The following is a 17,850-nucleotide window of genomic DNA, read 5'->3' as shown; positions in this document are numbered from 1 at the left end:
AACTCCTCTCTGTATCTCTTACTTGTCGTTAAGAGCGACTACGCCGGGCAGAACTTTGCCTTCCATGAACTCCAGGGAAGCACCGCCGCCTGTGGAGATATGGTCCATCTTGTCGGCGAGGTGGAACTTCTCGGCTGCCGCCGCGGAGTCGCCGCCGCCGATGACGGTGTAAGCGGATGTGTCGGCACAAGCCTGGGCTACCGCACGCGTACCGTGGGAGAACGGCTCGATTTCGAACACGCCCATAGGTCCGTTCCAGACGACAAGCTTGGAGTTCTTGATAACGTCGGCGTAAAGTTCACGTGTTTTCGGACCGATGTCGATGCCTTCCCAATCGGCCGGAATGGAATCGATTCCGACGATGTTGGTGTTGGCATTCGCGCTGAAGTCATCCGAAATGACGATATCTACCGGCAGAAGGAAGTTCTTGCCGAGTTTTTTCGCCTTTTCGATGAAGCCGAGTGCCAGATCAAGTTTCTCGTTGTCTACGAGAGATTGTCCGATTTCATGGCCTTGTGCTTTAAAGAAGGTGTAGGAAAGGCCGCCGCCGATAAGGATGTTGTCGGCAATTTCAAGCATTTTATTGATAACATCGATTTTGTCTTTAACTTTGGATCCGCCGACAATCGCGGTAAATGGACGCTCCGGATTGTTAAGCGCTTTGCCCAGCACGTCCAGCTCTTTCTCCATCAAGAGACCGGAAACCGCCGGAAGCTGATGAGCGATGCCTTCCGTGGAAGCATGCGCGCGGTGAGCGGCGCCGAAAGCATCGTTCACGTACAGGTCGGCCAGTGCCGCGAATTGTTTAGCCAGCTCCGGATCGTTCTTCTCTTCACCCGGGTAGAAGCGGACGTTCTCAAGAAGCAGCACGTCGCCGTCTTTCAGCTCGTTTACTTTCGCTTGAACCGCTTCGCCGACAGCCTCGTCCGCTTTCGCTACAGGCTTGCCGAGAAGCTCGGACAGGCGAGCCGCTACCGGCGTCAGACGCAGGTCTTCGTTGACTTGGCCTTTCGGGCGGCCCAGATGGCTCGCAAGGATAACTTTAGCGCCTTTATCGATCAGGAACTTGATCGTCGGCAGTGTTTCACGAATACGTGTATCGTCCGTAATTTGGCCGTTTTCGAGCGGCACGTTGAAATCGACGCGTACAAACACGCGTTTACCGTTAACTTCTACATCGCGAACACTTTTCTTGTTCATGAAATATCCTCCTCAAAGCTTTCCGAAGGAAAGCTGGCATCGTAAGCATTAACTGAGCTTTCCGAAGGGAAAGCTGGCGTCGTAAGCATTGGCTGATCTTCCAGTAGAACTGTCGTCGTAAACTAAAGCCTATCCTTTCCCTTTAAGGGAAGGACGGCAAGCGTGCAGCGGACCCGGGCTCTCCGAATGGACAACCGGAACCGCATATGAGGCACACCGGCAAAAACCGGCGGTCGAAACGGAAAAGCTTTCGTTCAGGAAAACCTTCTTCGCAAGACCTTTGGGGCCAGGCTTTCCTGAGGAAAGCTTCGGATATCCCCTGGGGCTTCCTATATGTAATATTCATGCCCCGATAAGCAATGGGAAGAGGAGAATTTCTTCTCCTCTTCTTGCATGGCTTATTTAAGGATTACAGACCTTTTTTAGCGATGAAAGCGGCCAGGTCAACGACACGGTTGGAGTAGCCCCACTCGTTATCGTACCAGGAAACGACTTTCACCATGTTGTCGCCTACTACCATAGTCGACAGAGAGTCGATTGTGGAGGAAGCAGGGTCACCGTTGTAGTCGCTCGATACAAGCGGCTCGTCGGAGTAGTTCAAGATGCCTTTAAGCGGGCCGTCGGCAGCTTCTTTAAGAGCATTGTTCACGTCATCAACGGTTACGTTGGCGTTCAGCTCGACAACCAGATCCGTTACGGAAACGTTTGGAGTCGGAACGCGCATAGCCATACCGTTCAGTTTGCCTTTAAGCTGCGGCAGAACCAGGGAAACGGCTTTAGCTGCACCCGTAGTGGAAGGAATGATGTTCTCGGCTGCCGCACGAGCGCGGCGAAGATCCTTATGAGGCAGGTCAAGCACTTGCTGGTCGTTCGTATAGGAGTGAACAGTCGTCATCATGCCTTTTACGATACCGAACTTCTCGTCCAATACTTTAGCGAAAGGAGCAAGACAGTTAGTCGTACAAGAAGCGTTGGAGATGACCGTATGAGCGGAAGGATCGTATTTCTCTTCGTTAACGCCCATAACAACTGTGATATCTTCGTTCGTAGCCGGTGCGGAAATGATAACTTTCTTTGCTCCGCCTTTCAGGTGAGACTCAGCTTTCGCTTTGTCTGTGAAGATACCAGTGGATTCAACGACGATTTCAACGCCGTATTCAGCCCAAGGAAGGTTTCCAGGGTCGCGCTCTGCAAATACCTTGATGGATTTGCCGTTAACTTTAATCTCGCCTTCGCCGGCTTCAACCGTAGCGTTAAGTCTGCCGTGAGTCGTGTCATACTTGAGCAGGTGCGCAAGCGTGCTTACGTCCGTCAGATCGTTGATTGCTACGATTTCCACTTCAGTGTTGTTCAGAGCGGCGCGGAATACGTTACGTCCGATACGACCGAAACCGTTAATACCCACTTTTACCATTGTAATTCCTCCCAGTAGAAAGTTTATATTTCAAGACGCGCCTGTGGCCCGTCAAGATAACGTGTACTTTAACATCTCCACGGCTGCCGCTTCGTCCGTCACCAGGATATCCTCCTGGCCGTATTTTAAAACCGAAGCTACAGCCGCGCCTTTGCTTTTGCCGCCGGCTACGCCGATCACGACTTCGCAGTGCTGGATATCTTCCAGCCGAAGCCCTACGGTCGGCATCTTATGGACAACCTTGCCCTCGGGGTTAAAATAGTAGCCGAACGCTTCGGCCAACGCCCCTTCGCCGCGCAGGCTGTCTATCGTCTCGGAGTCTACCTTGCGCCTCTGCGCCATGACGATAGCATCTCCAATGCCGTGAATGACGATGCGGCTGCTGCGGACCACGTCCATCATCTCCTGGATGTTCGGTTCCTGGATCAAAGACTGGTAAGCCTCTTCGCGGAGATGATCCGGAACATGCAGGAGGCGGTACTGCCCGCCGGTCTTTTTCGCCATCTTGGAGGCGATCATGTTCGCCTGCAGCTCCACGCTTTCGCCGAGCCCTCCGCGGGCCGGAACGAACAGGCTGCCCTTGAGGGCGCTCGTCGTGGACAGGTGCTCCGCCACTTCGGCCATTGTGGAGCCGCCGGTAACCGCGATCACGTCATGCTTCGTGACGTGCTTGCGCAGCATCAGCGCGGCCGCCCGGCCCAGCTCCTTCTTCGCAAACAGCGAAGAATCCGAATCGCCGGGCACGACTACGACCTGCTCCAGGCGGAAATGGTCGCGAATCCGCTTCTCCAGCTCGTTGAGTCCGAGCATCTCCTTGATAAGCGGCTGAAGCTTCTCCAGCAGTTCCCTGCCCGATTCGCTGATGCGCATGCCCGATGTTTCCGTTTCAATCAGGCCTTGGCCTTTCAGAAACTCCACTTCGCTGCGCAAAACCCGCTCCGTCATATCGAGAGCGCCGGCCAGGGTTCTGCGGCCCACGCTTCCGAGCAGGAAAATATGCTGCAGAACGGTGTAACGCTTGTTCAGAACCTCCAGCAAGTCCGGCAGGAGCTGTTTCTGGACGTCGAGAATATCTCTCATGCCTTACACTCCTATTGATCGTGTTGGGACCCAAAATGTCCCGCGAGTGCATTTTAAGTCCCACATGGATCAAAAAAAACTTGCCTTGCACATCCCCATTATACCCCAGTTCGCATAAAAGAATCAATGTGTGCAAAGTTTGATTTTTGTAAATGGGCGTCCGAAAAAAAACTGAGCCGGAGGACTTGCTTTTTTTATACCTCTATCATATAATAACCTTTGCTGTTACTTAATGAAACATGCGCCCGTGGTCCAATGGATATGACGTAGGCCTCCGGAGCCTGAGATCGAGGTTCGATTCCTCGCGGGCGCGTCCTGCTTTACACCAAAAAGCTTCTGTCTTCGGACAGAAGCTTTTTTTGTTGCACCCGGCGGCTTCAACCGCTATTCCGCCGAGCCCATAAACATTTTTTGAATTCCCGCATACCGTGCGCGGAGCCAGCCCAAAACGGTTTCCTTGTTCCTTTTTACGACAACCAGACCCGTCAAAGCGATAGCGGCCGCAATAATGGCAACCGTCGAGTACTGGGAAATCACATGCAGCAGTTGCTGGATTTTCGTACCGAACAAGAAACCTACCATCACGTACGTAATGACCCACAGCACGCCGCTCAACCCGTTAAATATCAGGAAAGTCTTCAGGCGGATTTTCAAAATCCCTGACACATACCCTGTAAAATGCCTCAAACCCGGAACAAAATAACTGACGAGAATAATTTTGTCCCCGTACTTATCGAACCATTTTTTTATTTTCAAAAGTCTCTCCGGATTGAGAAGCACATACTTGCCGTACTTATCGAAAAAAGGCGTCCCCAACTTCCGTCCAAGCACATACGTAAAGATGGTTCCCGCAAAAGCTCCCGCAAATGAAACGCCCATAACACCAGCCATATTAAACGTGTTTACATGTACCATATGTCCCGAAATCATCATAGCCAGTTCCCCGGGAAAAGGCAGGGCCACCGATTCTGCGAAGAGGCCCAGGAAGAGCACCAGATACCCGTATTGTGCGAAAAGATCACTAATCCACTCCATAGTCCGCTCCTTAATTCCAATTAATTTCCTCTCTTTGTTAGCCAGTATACCTTTTAAGGAGGAGTTTAATAATGGTCCCCGGTTTAGTTTGGAAACTGGACTTTGGTCGTGGCAGGAACCAGACCCCCTGTCATTTTGTGGATTTAATCCCTGGATTTACGGGCGGCTTGATACATGAGCCTTGCGGAGCCTGAAATGTTTCACCCGTTCCGCTTGAGGGGAAAGAACGAGAGAGGTTTTTCCAAATAAGTTTGACCTTTCTTGACCTTTTGACGTTTTTTCGTTATCATATTTGTAGATACTGAAAATTAACGCAGTTATAGCGGCGTATTATCGAAGGAGGTAACATTAATGAGTTTTATTCCAATGGTTGTCGAGCCTGATGCAAGAGGAGAACGCGCTTACGATATTTACTCCCGTCTTCTTAAAGACCGTATTATTTTTCTGGGTACCCCGGTAAATGATCAGGTCGCCAACGCGATTATCGCCCAACTGCTGTTCCTAGATGCGCAGGACCCCGACAAGGATATTCATTTGTACATTAACAGCCCCGGCGGTTCCATCACAGCTGGAATGGCGATTTACGACACGATGCAGTTTATCAAATCCGACGTTTCCACGATCTGCGTAGGGATGGCGGCTTCCATGGGCGCTTTCCTGCTTGCGGCAGGCGCCAAAGGCAAGCGTTACGCCCTGCCGAACTCCGAAGTCATGATTCACCAGCCGCTCGGCGGTGCGGAAGGTCAAGCGACGGATATCGAAATTCGCGCGAGACGCATTCTCAAAATGCGTGAGAACTTGAACAAAATTCTCGCGGAGCGTACAGGCCAGCCGCTGGAACGTATCGATAAAGATACCGACCGCGACTACTTTATGAGCGCGGCCGAAGCAAGTGCCTACGGTCTTATCGATAAAGTGATCGAGAAGACAACCGAAGGCGGCAAGGAAGCTTAATTTTCTCAGCCAAAAAACCCCGGACTATCGACTTTCGTCGGTAATCCGGGGTTTCTTTTTTCGTGCGGGCGAAATTAAAACGGATCAGTCCAGATCCGCAAGCGGATAGAAAATCAGATCGATCGGGAAAGCCGAACCGGCCGGAGGCGTAAACTCGATATCGAGCGACTTCTCCGTCCCTGTGGTGCGGTGGAGAATTTGCATGCCGTCAAAAGCGGTGATGACACCGGAATACGGGATCGATTGGATCTCTCCGTTGATCTTGATCGGCCCTTTGAAAACACCGCCGCGGGCCAGCAGCATAATCGCCATCTTGCGCGGTTTGTCCGCGTGAATCTTGTAGACAACGCCGTAGTTGCCCCCATTCTTCACGTTTTCCTTACGCATCACGTCGTAGCCGTCCACGAAAGGATCGGTTTTCCCATCCCCGATGACCAGCTTGGACGCTTTGGTGAAGGAAGAGGCGTCGATATTCCACTTAATCTCGGAAACGTCGAATGAGCCCCTTACATGCCCTGTAAAGCCGAGCTGCTTGCTTTCGGACAGTGTCGTGCTCGACAGCTCATCGGCCGCCAGGAAAGAAAACTGCACTTCTCCCGAAGTTTCCAAATCATAGAACAGATTTACGCCCTGACCGGGATAGAAATCCGGAAGCTGGCGGTAAACGAGTGTATCGTGCGGCGGAATGGTCAGCTTCTCGTTATATGTATTGCCCAGCAGGAAGTCTACGGAAGCCTCGCTGCCGATCAGGTTCGCATATACGGAAGGCCATACTTCGCCTTTGTTGGTCGTTTTGACCGTGACGGGCTTATCCGTCGTGTTCGTTGCCATAATGGCGAACGTTACTTTGTTCTTCGTTCCGTTGATGTGGTCCGCATACAGACGGCCCTTGCCGTTAATCATGTCCTGATACAGGATGCCCGGCTCCGTAAATTCTTCGGGGCTATCGCTGACGAGCAGCTTGCGGCCCGGTACGTTGGTCGTTTCTTTGGGAAGCATCGGCAAGTTGTAGAAGTGGGAAGTCAGCGTATCCCAGCTCAGTTTGTAGAAGCTGCCGATCTCATTGTGATAAACCGGATATTCGGCTTCCGATATATACGGGATATCTTCAACGATAACGTTTTTAGTGAAGACCTTGCTCACATGTCCGTGCTTGTCGTAGACTTTAAGGCTTACCGGATAGGAACCCGGCTTGAAGAACGCGTCCTGCTTGCCTGTCCATTCGTACTTCGCCATGCCTTCCGCATCCGGATCGTAGCAGAGGTCGATGTACTTGACGGTCTCGCCCAGGCGGTATTTCTCTTTGTGAGTCGTAAACTTGGCAACGGGATTCGAATTGTTCACTCCGTTGTCGTAAATGCCTTCCGGCTTGGGAACGTAGATGATTTCCACTTTGCGCGATTCGTGGTAATACGTATACTTGGCGCCCATATAATCGGCAACCCAGGTCAGTTTGACGAGCAGCTTGCCCTTTACGATCGCCGCAACCGAATCGAACGGTACTTCCTCGCCGTTGATGTAGGCTTTCTTCAGATCGCTGCTTAAAACGATGTTATAGCCCGGAGGCTGCATCGTGATCGTTCTGGCCGTATTGTCCCACGTAACGGGGAACCCCAGACTGTCACCGATAAATTTAGCCGGAACGAATGTTTTGTCCTTGATGATGGTGGCCGGCGATTCCAGCTCCACTTGATCTTCATTGACGAACGCCTGCTTGTTGTCCAGGTACAAAACAATTAACTGTGATGAGGACGAGATTGCGCGCGCCTGAATCGGCATCAGGAAAACTGCGAACAGCACCAGCGCCATCAGAAGCGAAACCTCTTTCTTCCATTGAATCATGCTCCTACTCCTTTTCCTTCCTTTTTCTAAAAAACGACATGACAAAAAAGCCTTCTCCCGAAAAATCGCCCAATCTTTAGACGTTTTTTGCTGGAAAAGGTTTCTGTTTGACCAAAAATAAAAAGCTCCCTTGGCAGGAAGCCTTCGTTCTTACTGATTTTCAAGTTCTTCTTTGCTGACCAGCGTGACTAAAGCGTTTACAGCCTGTTCAGCGTCCGAACCTTCTGCACTTATGTAAATTTCAGTTCCTGTGCTGATCGCGAGGCTCATAATTCCCATAATGCTCTTGGCGTTTACCTTCTTCTCGTCCTTCTCTACAAAAATCTCGGACGAAAATTTATTGGCTTCCTGAACAAATAAAGCAGCGGGTCTAGCGTGAAGGCCGGTTTTCAATTTCACCACTACTGGGCGTCTCGACATGGATTGGATTCCCCCTACGTTCTTAATTTGCAGTCTATAATGCATCCCCGGCAATATCGCTCGGAGGTTCCCCTTACGTGTAACTTATGTCGGTTAAGCATCAGGCATGATGATTTCTATCCAATTCATGTTGGATGTTCATCGAACGGGGACCTGGCACCGGGCTGCGCTTGTCCGTTCAAGAACCGCGAGTGCCGTAAAATGCGTAATCTGCTTCATATTATACCATTTTACGTCGAAATACTCTAGGAAAAAGTTCCCGTATAGGTCTAACGGATGGCTGCGCCGTTGCGAATTTTGTCGGCCAGTTCGTCTATTTTCCGCAGACGATGATTGACACCCGACTTGCTGACGCTTCCCTTCAGCATGTCTCCGACCTCTTTGAGGTTCAAGTCGGGGTGCTTCATACGGATCTCCGCGACTTCACGGAGTTTTTCCGGAAGGCTGTCCAAGCCGACTTCCCGTTCGATAAGACGGATGTTATCGATCTGACGGACAGCCGCTCCGATCGTTTTATTAAGATTCGCCGTTTCGCAGTTTACGATACGGTTTACCGAATTTCGCATATCCTTCATGATCCGGACATCCTCGAAACGCAACAGGGCCTGGTGTGCGCCAATAATGCTGAGAAATTCAATAATCCGCTCGCCTTCCTTGATGTAGAACACGAACCCTTTCTTGCGCTCAATGCATCTCGCGTTCAAATCGAATCGGTTGGCCAGCTGACAAAGCGCCTGACAGTGTTCTTCATACATGGAGGCAATTTCGAGATGATACGAAGAACCCTCCGGATTATTGACGGAGCCTCCCGCAAGAAAAGCCCCCCGAAGGTAGGCCCGCCGGCAGCAGTTTGTTTTTACGATGCCTTTATCTATGCCCGGAGTAAATTGAAAGCCTTCCGACACGATGTAAAGGTCGGAAAGCAGCTCTTGTACCTGGTTCGGCACGCGGACGATATAGACATTATTCTTCTTAAGACGCATTTTCTTACGGACGAGCAGCTCGGTATGAAGCTCATACCGCTTTTTAAGCAAAGAGTAAATCCTCCTGGCAATAGCGGCGTTTTCCGTTGAAATATCAAGAACGACGCGCTGATTCGTCAGCTGGACGGAACCGTTCATGCGGATAAGAGCCGATAATTCGGCTTTCTCGCAGCAATCCTCCGCTTCGATTAGGGTCAATTCCTTCTTCGTTTGCGCCGCAAAAGACATGGGGACTCACCTCTTCCTGAGCATCCAGCTCTCCACGATCTGATAGATATGCTCGCTTAATTTATCCGCATCATGGCGCAGATAGGTCCGGAAAAGCACCAGCTTGTCGGCGATGACGCGGTATCCGCGCTTCGTCACCTCATCGAGGTCCAGATGGACGGCTTTGGCGCCTTTCTCGGCATATTTATTCTGTACCTGGGGAGGAATCTCCCCGTTGTTTACGATGACATAATCAAACAAATGATGGCCTATATGGTTATGAATGGCCGTCAGATGATCTCCGACGGAGTAATCGTCCGTCTCGCCCGGTTGGGTCATCACGTTACAAATGAACATTTTGACCGCATCGGATTTGAGAATCTCCTCCGCTATTCCCGGCACGAGCAGATTAGGAAGGATACTCGTGTACAGGCTTCCGGGTCCGCACAGGATGGCATCCGCATCGCGGATAGCCTCGACCGCTTCCTCCAGCGGCTCGATGTCCGCCGGCTCCAGCATAACCCGCTTGATGCGTCCTCCGGCTTGGGGAATCTTCGACTCCCCTTCCACGATCGTGCCGTCCTCCATCAGCGCCCGCAAATACAGCTCCTGCCTGGAGGCAGGCAGCACACGGCCGCGTACCGCGAACACGCGGCTCATCTCACGGATACCGGTGACGAAATCACCGGTGATGTCCTTCATCGCCGCGAGAATCAGGTTTCCGAGGCTGTGGCCCGCGAGTCCGGTTCCGGCCGGAAACCGGTACTGCAGCATCTCGGAAAGCAGCGGCTCCACATCCGCCAGTGCCGTAAGCACATTGCGGATGTCGCCCGGCGGAGGGATTTGCAGCTCGGAGCGCAAAATGCCGGAGCTGCCTCCGTCGTCGGCTACCGTTACGATAGCCGTGATATCCAGCGGTTTCTGTTTCAACCCCCGGAGCATGACGGACAATCCTGTTCCGCCCCCTATGACGACTATCCGGGGGATATCGGCAGGGCGGTAAACTTTAGACATGGTTTCACCCTCTTATGGTCGGTCGCGTTCCGCATCTCGATGATTGACTCTGACGATTTCCGTCTCGCTGTTTCCCATAACCTTGCCCAAATACTCGGCAATAGCCACGGACCGATGCTTGCCGCCCGTACAACCGATGCCTACGACAACCTGGCTTTTGCCTTCTTTTTTGTACTGAGGAACAAGAAAATGAAGCATATCGAGCAGTTTCGTCAGAAACTCCTGCGTCTCGTTCCACTTCATCACGTAGTCATATACATCCGCGTCCTGCCCCGTATTCGGGCGAAGCGTCTCCACATAATGCGGATTCGGCAGGAAGCGCACGTCGAAAATAAGATCGGCATCAATCGGGATGCCGTATTTAAAGCCGAATGAGATGACATTTATAGATATGCCGCCGCTACCCATATTGGTGAAGCGGGAAGCGATTTTTTGTTTGAGCTGCGCCGGCTTCAGCGCACTTGTATCGATAACCTGCGAAGCGTGGCCCTTTAATTCTTCCAACAGCTTGCGCTCCAGCAGAATGCCCTCCAGCGGAGCATCGTTGGGAGCAAGCGGATGGCGGCGTCTGCTTTCTTTGTAACGCTGAACCAGCGTGGAATCCGTTGCGTCGAGAAATAAAATCTCGTACGTCAATGTGTAATCTTCCTTGATAGAGCGCAGCGATTCCTGCAGCGCCGTGAAAAATTCCCGGCCGCGGAGGTCGATCACCAGCGCCACTTTGCCGATTTTGCCGTGGGATTGCTCGATTAATTCCGCGAATTTCGGAATCAAGACCGGCGGCAAGTTGTCCACACAGAAAAATCCGAGATCCTCGAGACTTTGTACGGCAATTGTTTTTCCTGCACCGGACATGCCGGTAATAATGACAAGCTTGGCCGCCGCTTTGCTTTCTTCCATGAGTTCACCTTCCTCATCCGTTATAGGGTACCCTTCCGGGTGGAAGCCGCATTGTAAGCTTTGGTTGCTAATGAAGGTTTAAGCCTGCCGCTCCTACGATGCCCGCATCGTTGCCCAGCGTGGCCGGCACAATTTCAACGCCGGTATAGGCGCGTTCCGGAGTCAGCTTGCGGAATGTCTCACGGATCGGGTTGAACAGGATTTCTCCCGCTCTCGACACGCCGCCGCCGATAATAAACCGCTGCGGATTAACCGTTACCGCTACCGCCGCCATCGACTTACCGATATAGTAAGCGGCACGGTTCACGATGCGCACGGCTACCTCGTCTCCCGATTTGGCCGCATCGAATACGTCTTTCGCCGTGATCTTCTCGATCAGCGCCAGGCTCGTACGGTCGCCGCGTTCCTTGGCGTCGTTGGCCATTCTGACGATACCCGTCGCGGAAGAGACCGTTTCCAGGCATCCGGATTGTCCGCAGTTGCAGGCAATCGCTTCAATATCGGGAACAACGGACATATGACCGAGCTCGCCTGCCATCCCGTTGAAACCCTGATAAATTTTTCCGTTTATAATAAGGCCGCCGCCCACGCCCGTTCCAAGCGTATAACAGACCAGGTTCGGGATACCCCGCCCGGCTCCGCCCCACGCTTCTCCAAGCGCCGCGACATTGGCGTCATTGTCTATTTTTACGGTTTTGCCGAGCTTCTCCTCAAGCGTCTTCTTGACTGCGACATTGCGCCAGCCCAGATTAGGCGACAATTCCACAAAACCTGTCGGAATGTCCATAAAGCCAGCGATTCCGGCTCCGATCCCCGCAACTTGTTCCCATTCGTATGGCGATTCGTCTACGATCCTGTGGACGTACTCGACAATACGGTCAAGCACAAAATCGGGACCGTGCTCGGTTCCGGTAGGACCTTCGTAAGTCTGAATCAATTTTCCTTCTTCGTCGCAGAGGCCTACCTTGATGCTGGTGCCCCCTAAGTCCACTCCGACATAAATCCGTTGTGTCATGCTAAATGTCACCTCAGTGAAGAGTTAAGTTATTTCATAAGTCTTTCGCTATGGGTGTTGCTCCTGTACCCACTATAAGCGAACCCCCTAGGAAGGTCAAGGACGGCAAATTGAAAAAACGTGGAAGGGTATACGCCGTTCCACGCCTTTTCGTATGAGTCTAATAATCCGTATTACAGGGACTTGCTCCAATCGTGAACCATGTTGCCTTCAAGGAACTTCTCGCAGTCCAAAGCCGCCATACAGCCGCTTCCCGCCGCCGTAATCGCTTGACGGTATTTCAAATCCTGAACGTCGCCGCAGGCGAACGCGCCAGGGATATTGGTTTCCGTAGTTCCCGGTTTAACGAGAATGTAACCCGTTTCGTCGGTCGTGATCTGTCCGCCGAGGAATTTCGTGTTCGGAGTATGTCCGATCGCCACGAAAATACCGTCGGTCTCAAGAACTTCTTCGGAGCCGGTTTCGTTGTTGAGAACTTTAAGGCCGGTTACGCCTTTGTCTCCCGCAACGACTTCAAGCGGAGTGGAGTTCAGGCTCCACGTGATTTTCTCGTTTTCACGCGCACGATCCTGCATGATCTTCGAAGCGCGAAGCTCGCTTCTGCGGTGTACGAGACGAACTTCGGAAGCGAAACGTGTAAGGAAGTTCGCTTCTTCCATTGCGGAGTCGCCGCCGCCGACTACGATGATTTTCTTGCCGCGGAAGAAGAATCCGTCGCAAGTGGCGCAAGTGCTCACACCTCGTCCGATATTCTCGCGCTCGTTCGTAATGCCGAGCAGCTTGGCGGAGGCGCCGGTGGAGATGATCAGAGATTCGGTCTCGATCTCGCCAAGACCTTCTACATTAAGCTTGAACGGACGCTCCGTAAGCTCTACGCTGTTAACCCAGCCGGTTTTGAACTCGGCGCCGAAACGTTCGGCCTGCTTGCGCATGTTGGCCATAAGTTCCGGTCCCATGATCCCTTCGGGGAAGCCCGGGAAGTTCTCTACCTCGGTCGTTGTCGTCAGCTGTCCGCCAGGTTCCGGACCTTCAATAACCAAAGGGTTAAGATTGGCGCGTGCCAGATAGATGGCTGCTGTTAATCCGGATGGCCCGGTTCCTACCACAATTGTTTTATACATGGATCGATCTCTCCTTCTTGGGAACAAATCAGAATTCGTATGATCGCGGGTGAGTGTTCAATCATCACTTCCTGCAATCATTCTCTATTTAAAATAATTCTAATTAAAATTATTCTAATTTGCAAGTGTGATTAATCCCGGCCCTTCTTTTCCACGTTCCAGAGCTTCGGCAGAATCGCATCCATCTTCTCCTTAAGCCCGCATGCTTCGTCTATCAGCTTCACATTCTTGCTTACGGTCGAAACGGTCGTATGGTAGCGGCTGGCTACCTCGTGATAGGAAATCGACCTGCGGTGCATTTTGGCGACCAGGTATTCGAGGGCGGCCGACCAGCCCTCCACTTTCGTAATCCTCGGTACGCTCGGATACACCCTGCTCAAATATTCTACCCACAGTGTCTGCAGGTCATGCTGCTGGATCATGTCGTACCGCTGGTGCATATGCCGGTGAGCCGTTTCCATTACGGTCTGCCATTTAGGCTCCCATTTCGGAAGATCGGTCGTGTGCACGGAGTTTTCCACGGTTTTCAGCGTTCCGTCCAAATGAGCTTTCAACGGCTCTTCGACTCCGATGGTCCGCAATACGAAGATAGCTACCTTTTTCAGATAGTCGTCCTCTTTGGAATCACCGATAAACTCGATGAGCGCCTCTCTCACTTCATTGTCGCCGATATAGACGAACGTCTGAAGCACCTGAAGCTTCGTTTCCACATCCCCATGGCGGAGCGCCCAGAAGAAAGAGCTGCGGACAAGCGGGTCCTTGGCAATCTGGTCGGGGATCGATTCGGGCGACTGTTCCAATTGGCGGAACTGCTCCTCGAACGGAAGGTTATAGTGATAGCTGAGCGAAAGCGGGCGTTCGTCGGAACGCCGATTCAGCTGCTCCAGATAAAAGCGGGCGATATCCGACCCGTTCTCCAGCTTATCCACCTGGTTCCAGAGAACGCGCGCCTCCTGAAATCTGCCGATATTGCAAGCGGCCACGGCCGCATAATGATAAACGCACGGATCCAGACCGCTGTCGTTGGAACGGGAGATCCTCCTGAAAAGCTGGTAGGCTTTCTCGTGATCGCCCAGAATCCCCATCGTGGTCGCAAGCTTAAAGACGTGCTCCTGCTGGAAAGGAAACGTCTTGCGCAAAGTTTCCATCAGTTCGGCAAGTTCTTCCTTGCGTCCGAGATGCTGGTAAAAAATCGCCATATTGCACAGCGCGTGAAGATTGCCGGGATCTATGTTCAGCACTTCGACAATGGCATCCAGCGATTTCTGAAAATGACCGGTGTAATAATAAGCCAGCGCCAGATTATTACGGGCCGCCAAAAAATCGCCGTGCTCTTCGACGATATCTTCCAGAACGCGCACCGCTTCCGCGAACTTGCCTTCTTCCAGAAGCAGACGCGCCTGATCATGCTCATACAAACCCTCGCGGGATTTAATGGTCTTAAGCTTGGCCGGGCGCTCCAGTTCGTAGCTGAGGAAATCAAGCATTTCCTCGGCTTCTTCCAGATAATGCCCGTTTGTATCATTCTCCAGGTAACGGACAAGAGCGCCCTCCGCCTGTTCGTACTGATCCATATTGGCGTAATTGTTCGCCATATAGAAGTGGCATTCGGTCATCGAGGGATCGATCCGGTCGAGAACATCTTTCAAGATGTCGTTGGATTCCTCGTACTTGCCCAATTCGGAGAGAACCCCTGCAAGGTTGCAGTGGTTCACCGGGTTATCGTATTCGTATTCTACCGCTCGCCGGAAATATTTCAACGCCTTATCGTAATGGAAACGATCGAGCGATTGAACCGCTCTTTCAAAAAAGAACGTGGCATCCATGCTGATTGGGATAATTTTCGGTTCCGGCTTTACGGAGACACGCTTTTTCTTTTCCATGATTAGGCACCTCCGGTACTTTGAGATCTATGATCAAGTATAGCACAGTCCCCGAGGTTTCAAAAACACGATTTAAACGCCGCCGTACTTGAACAGCGAAGAGAGAGAGCCGCCGTCACTGACGATACGAACCGCATGCGAGAGCAGCGGAGCGACGGAAAGCACCTTGAAACGTTCCGCGTGATCGTCCGGAATCGCGAGGGAATCGGTGATCACGACTTCACGGATATTCGGGTGATCCAGACGCTGGAGCGCCGGGCCCGAGAATACTGCGTGAGTGGCGCAAACATAGATATCGTTCGCTCCGCGTTCCTTCAGTCCTTCCACAACGTTCACGATCGTCGTGCCGGTATCGATCAGATCCTCGATGATGATCGGCGTACGGCCTTTAACGTCCCCGATTACGTGAGTAACGACCGCTTCATTGTGAGCCGGGCGTTTCTTGAACATCATCGCGAACGGAGCGTCCAGAATGTTGGCAAGACGCTCAGCCGTCGTAGCGCGGCCGGCATCCGGAGATACGATGACCGGATCGACGATGTTTTTCTTCGTGATGTAGTCGCTGATAAGATCAAGAGCGGTCAGGTGATCGACAGGGATGTCGAAGAATCCTTGGATCGCCGGTGCGTGCAGGTCGATGGTGATAACGCGGTTCGCCCCTGCGGCACTGACCAGATCGGCGACAAGTTTCGCGGAAATCGGTTCGCGCGGCGCGGCTTTTCTCTCTTGGCGGGAGTAACCATAGTAAGGCAGGATCAAGTTGATCGTGCGGGCGGATGCACGCTTGGCCGCATCCATCATAACCAATAGTTCCATAAGGTGTTCATTGATCGGATGGGAAAACGTTTGTACTAAAAATACATCGCAGTTACGGACACCTTCTTCATACAAACAATAAATTTCCCCGCTTTTGAAGCGAGACAGCTTGATTTTACCGAGCGGAACGCCCAGGTCGTCGCAAATGCTCTGTGCCAGCTTCGGGTTGGAAGAGCCGGAGAAAATTTTAATGTTGTTGAGATCCATGGTTATGGTTACCTCCGAAATGTTTTTGATTATTGGGACTGCAGACGGGTCAAACTTCTGTATAGAACGCTGCGCATACGTTTTCATGCGAAAGCGCTTTTTAGCGTGTAAGCCAGAAAAAAGATGCCCCCTCTGTCTAGTGTCTAGTACCAGGGACATTCTCCTACCCCACTATTATACATGAAACTTGTCGAAATGAAAAAGCGCAGAGGACGCCAAATCGAGGTAATTGTGGCTAGTTTATGAACTTCGGAAACAAAAATCGGTACCCGTTCCTCTAGCTGGCATATTTGCCTTCAGAGCCGGATACCGAGATTTCCTTTACTTGGCTTTGCTGATGTGGCGCCGCTCCAGCTCTGCCATGACATCGTCAAGCGGAAGCTTGGACTCGCGCATAAGAACCATCAGATGAAAAATGAGATCGCTCGTTTCGTACCGGAGTTCGTCGTGGTCTCTGTTTTTGGCCGCGATAATCACTTCTGCGGTTTCTTCGCCTACTTTTTTGAGAATTTTGTCGATTCCTTTCTCAAACAAATAGGTCGTATAGGCACCTTCCGGTCTTTCCGCTTCGCGGGAAGCGATAATGGACTCCAGCCTCGACAAAATGCCGAAACGGTCGGCGGAAGCAGGCACGGCTGCCGGATCTGCGGCTAAACCGGACTCTGCGCCATTCACCGGAATTTCACTGCCGAAGCAGGTGTAAGATCCGGTATGGCAGGCAGGCCCGGTCTGTTCCGCAAGCACCAGAAGCGTGTCCGCATCGCAGTCATACTTGAGCGAAACCACGCGCTGCGTGTGCCCCGAGGTCGCTCCCTTGTTCCAAAGCTCCTGCCGCGAACGGCTCCAGAACCAGGTTGTGCCGGTGGCTACCGTTTTTTCAAGCGATTCCTTATTCATATAAGCCAGCATCAGAACGTCTTTGCTGACGGCATCCTGCACAATAGCGGGAACGAGACCCTGCGAATCGTAGCGGATGCTGTCCAGTTGTGTGCCTGTCATCGAATCTCCACTCCTTTTTTCTTCAAGCTCTCTTTGACGCCCTGAACCGTCAGTTCTTTATAATGAAAGATCGTCGCGGCCAGGCCCGCATCGGCGCGGCCTTCGGTGAATACTTCGTAGAAATGTTCTTCGTTTCCGGCACCGCCGGACGCGATGACGGGGATTCCGACAAATCCGGAAACCGCTTTGGTCAAAGCCAGATCGAAGCCGTCCTTCGTGCCGTCCGCATCCATGCTGGTAAGAAGCAGCTCGCCGGCGCCCGCCGTCTCCATCCGCTTCGCCCACTCGACAGCCCGGATGCCGGAAGCCGTCCGGCCCCCGTGGGTATAGACTTCCCATTCGTCCCAGTCCGGGTTGAACTTGGCGTCAATGGCGACGACGATACACTGGGACCCGAATTTGCGGGCTCCGTCCGATACAAGCTGCGGATTCTTGACCGCCGCCGTATTGATGCCGATTTTATCCGCGCCGGCACGGAGCAGACGCTTCATATCATCCGTAGTCGAAATTCCTCCTCCGACCGTGAACGGGATCGTGATTTCGCCTGCCGTTTTTTTCACGACCTCCACCATCGTCGCCCGTCCTTCAACCGAAGCCGATATGTCCAGGAAAACAAGCTCGTCGGCCCCTTCGCGGTCATAAATGGAAGCAAGCTCGACCGGATCGCCCGCGTCTCTCAAATTCACGAAATTTACACCCTTGACGACCCGGCCGTCTTTCACGTCCAGACAGGGAATAATCCGTTTAGCCAGCATTCTGA

Annotated in this window: 16 protein-coding genes and 1 tRNA gene; 2 read left to right on the top strand and 15 right to left on the bottom strand. The window is 52.2% G+C overall.

Going from position 1 to position 17,850, the window contains the following annotated elements:
• Positions 1 to 18: 18 nt before the first annotated feature.
• The 3 genes from ABC395_RS01435 to ABC395_RS01425 all read right to left on the bottom strand — a co-directional run bounded on the left by ABC395_RS01435 (position 19) and on the right by ABC395_RS01425 (position 3,694).
• Positions 19 to 1,200 carry a phosphoglycerate kinase gene (locus tag ABC395_RS01435; protein WP_009674528.1) on the bottom strand — a complete coding sequence of 394 codons (1,182 nt, stop codon included), beginning with the start codon at positions 1,198 to 1,200 and terminating at the stop codon, positions 19 to 21.
• Between the two features lie 409 nt (positions 1,201 to 1,609).
• Positions 1,610 to 2,614: a type I glyceraldehyde-3-phosphate dehydrogenase gene (gene gap / locus ABC395_RS01430; RefSeq protein WP_413000271.1), complete on the bottom strand. Its 1,005-nt coding sequence runs from the start codon at positions 2,612 to 2,614 to the stop codon at positions 1,610 to 1,612.
• A gap of 51 nt (positions 2,615 to 2,665) precedes the next feature.
• Positions 2,666 to 3,694 carry a sugar-binding transcriptional regulator gene (locus tag ABC395_RS01425; RefSeq protein ID WP_103998149.1) on the bottom strand — a complete coding sequence of 343 codons (1,029 nt, stop codon included), beginning with the start codon at positions 3,692 to 3,694 and terminating at the stop codon, positions 2,666 to 2,668.
• Between the two features lie 241 nt (positions 3,695 to 3,935).
• Here ABC395_RS01425 and ABC395_RS01420 point away from each other — a divergent pair.
• Positions 3,936 to 4,007, top strand: a tRNA-Arg gene (locus tag ABC395_RS01420).
• A gap of 71 nt (positions 4,008 to 4,078) precedes the next feature.
• Here ABC395_RS01420 and ABC395_RS01415 read toward each other — a convergent pair.
• Complete coding sequence (locus ABC395_RS01415) at positions 4,079 to 4,729, bottom strand: DedA family protein (RefSeq protein ID WP_413000270.1); 651 nt, start codon at positions 4,727 to 4,729, stop codon at positions 4,079 to 4,081.
• A 351-nt stretch (positions 4,730 to 5,080) separates the two neighbouring features.
• Here ABC395_RS01415 and clpP point away from each other — a divergent pair, with 351 nt between their 5' ends.
• Positions 5,081 to 5,683, top strand: a complete 603-nt coding sequence (gene clpP, locus ABC395_RS01410) for an ATP-dependent Clp endopeptidase proteolytic subunit ClpP (protein ID WP_009676841.1) — start codon at positions 5,081 to 5,083, stop codon at positions 5,681 to 5,683.
• A gap of 84 nt (positions 5,684 to 5,767) precedes the next feature.
• Here the strand turns inward: clpP and ABC395_RS01405 are convergent, their stop codons facing one another.
• From ABC395_RS01405 to hisF, 11 genes are all read right to left on the bottom strand, one after another.
• A complete protein-coding gene (locus ABC395_RS01405; protein ID WP_413000269.1) occupies positions 5,768 to 7,525 on the bottom strand; it encodes a copper amine oxidase N-terminal domain-containing protein in 1,758 nt (585 codons plus the stop codon).
• 150 nt (positions 7,526 to 7,675) lie between these two features.
• Complete coding sequence (locus ABC395_RS01400; RefSeq protein ID WP_016423762.1) at positions 7,676 to 7,945, bottom strand: HPr family phosphocarrier protein; 270 nt, start codon at positions 7,943 to 7,945, stop codon at positions 7,676 to 7,678.
• A gap of 269 nt (positions 7,946 to 8,214) precedes the next feature.
• Positions 8,215 to 9,156 carry a DNA-binding protein WhiA gene (whiA, locus tag ABC395_RS01395; RefSeq protein WP_413000268.1) on the bottom strand — a complete coding sequence of 314 codons (942 nt, stop codon included), beginning with the start codon at positions 9,154 to 9,156 and terminating at the stop codon, positions 8,215 to 8,217.
• Positions 9,157 to 9,162: 6 nt separating this feature from the next.
• Positions 9,163 to 10,149 (bottom strand): gluconeogenesis factor YvcK family protein, encoded by a 987-nt coding sequence (locus ABC395_RS01390; protein WP_413000267.1) that lies wholly within the window; start codon positions 10,147 to 10,149, stop codon positions 9,163 to 9,165.
• A gap of 12 nt (positions 10,150 to 10,161) precedes the next feature.
• On the bottom strand, positions 10,162 to 11,049 hold the full coding sequence (gene rapZ / locus ABC395_RS01385; protein WP_009676833.1) for an RNase adapter RapZ: 888 nt from the start codon (positions 11,047 to 11,049) through the stop codon (positions 10,162 to 10,164).
• A 67-nt stretch (positions 11,050 to 11,116) separates the two neighbouring features.
• The gene (locus ABC395_RS01380; RefSeq protein WP_413000266.1) at positions 11,117 to 12,064 is read right to left on the bottom strand and encodes an ROK family glucokinase; all 948 of its coding nucleotides are present in this window, start codon (positions 12,062 to 12,064) and stop codon (positions 11,117 to 11,119) included.
• A gap of 173 nt (positions 12,065 to 12,237) precedes the next feature.
• Positions 12,238 to 13,185, bottom strand: coding sequence for a thioredoxin-disulfide reductase (trxB, locus tag ABC395_RS01375; protein WP_413000265.1), 948 nt, complete (start codon positions 13,183 to 13,185; stop codon positions 12,238 to 12,240).
• 131 nt (positions 13,186 to 13,316) lie between these two features.
• The gene (locus tag ABC395_RS01370) at positions 13,317 to 15,068 is read right to left on the bottom strand and encodes a CDC27 family protein (protein WP_413000264.1); all 1,752 of its coding nucleotides are present in this window, start codon (positions 15,066 to 15,068) and stop codon (positions 13,317 to 13,319) included.
• A 72-nt stretch (positions 15,069 to 15,140) separates the two neighbouring features.
• On the bottom strand, positions 15,141 to 16,091 hold the full coding sequence (locus ABC395_RS01365) for a ribose-phosphate diphosphokinase (protein WP_009676852.1): 951 nt from the start codon (positions 16,089 to 16,091) through the stop codon (positions 15,141 to 15,143).
• 321 nt (positions 16,092 to 16,412) lie between these two features.
• A complete protein-coding gene (gene hisIE / locus ABC395_RS01360; protein ID WP_413000263.1) occupies positions 16,413 to 17,090 on the bottom strand; it encodes a bifunctional phosphoribosyl-AMP cyclohydrolase/phosphoribosyl-ATP diphosphatase HisIE in 678 nt (225 codons plus the stop codon).
• Positions 17,087 to 17,845, bottom strand: a complete 759-nt coding sequence (gene hisF / locus ABC395_RS01355; protein WP_413000262.1) for an imidazole glycerol phosphate synthase subunit HisF — start codon at positions 17,843 to 17,845, stop codon at positions 17,087 to 17,089. The genes hisIE and hisF overlap by 4 nt, the downstream gene beginning before the upstream one ends.
• Positions 17,846 to 17,850: the final 5 nt, after the last annotated feature.

This window comes from Paenibacillus canaveralius, assembly GCF_047238265.1.
Taxonomy (GTDB): Bacteria; Bacillota; Bacilli; order Paenibacillales; family NBRC-103111; genus Paenibacillus_F.
This window is presented reverse-complemented; position numbering and strand designations above follow the sequence as displayed.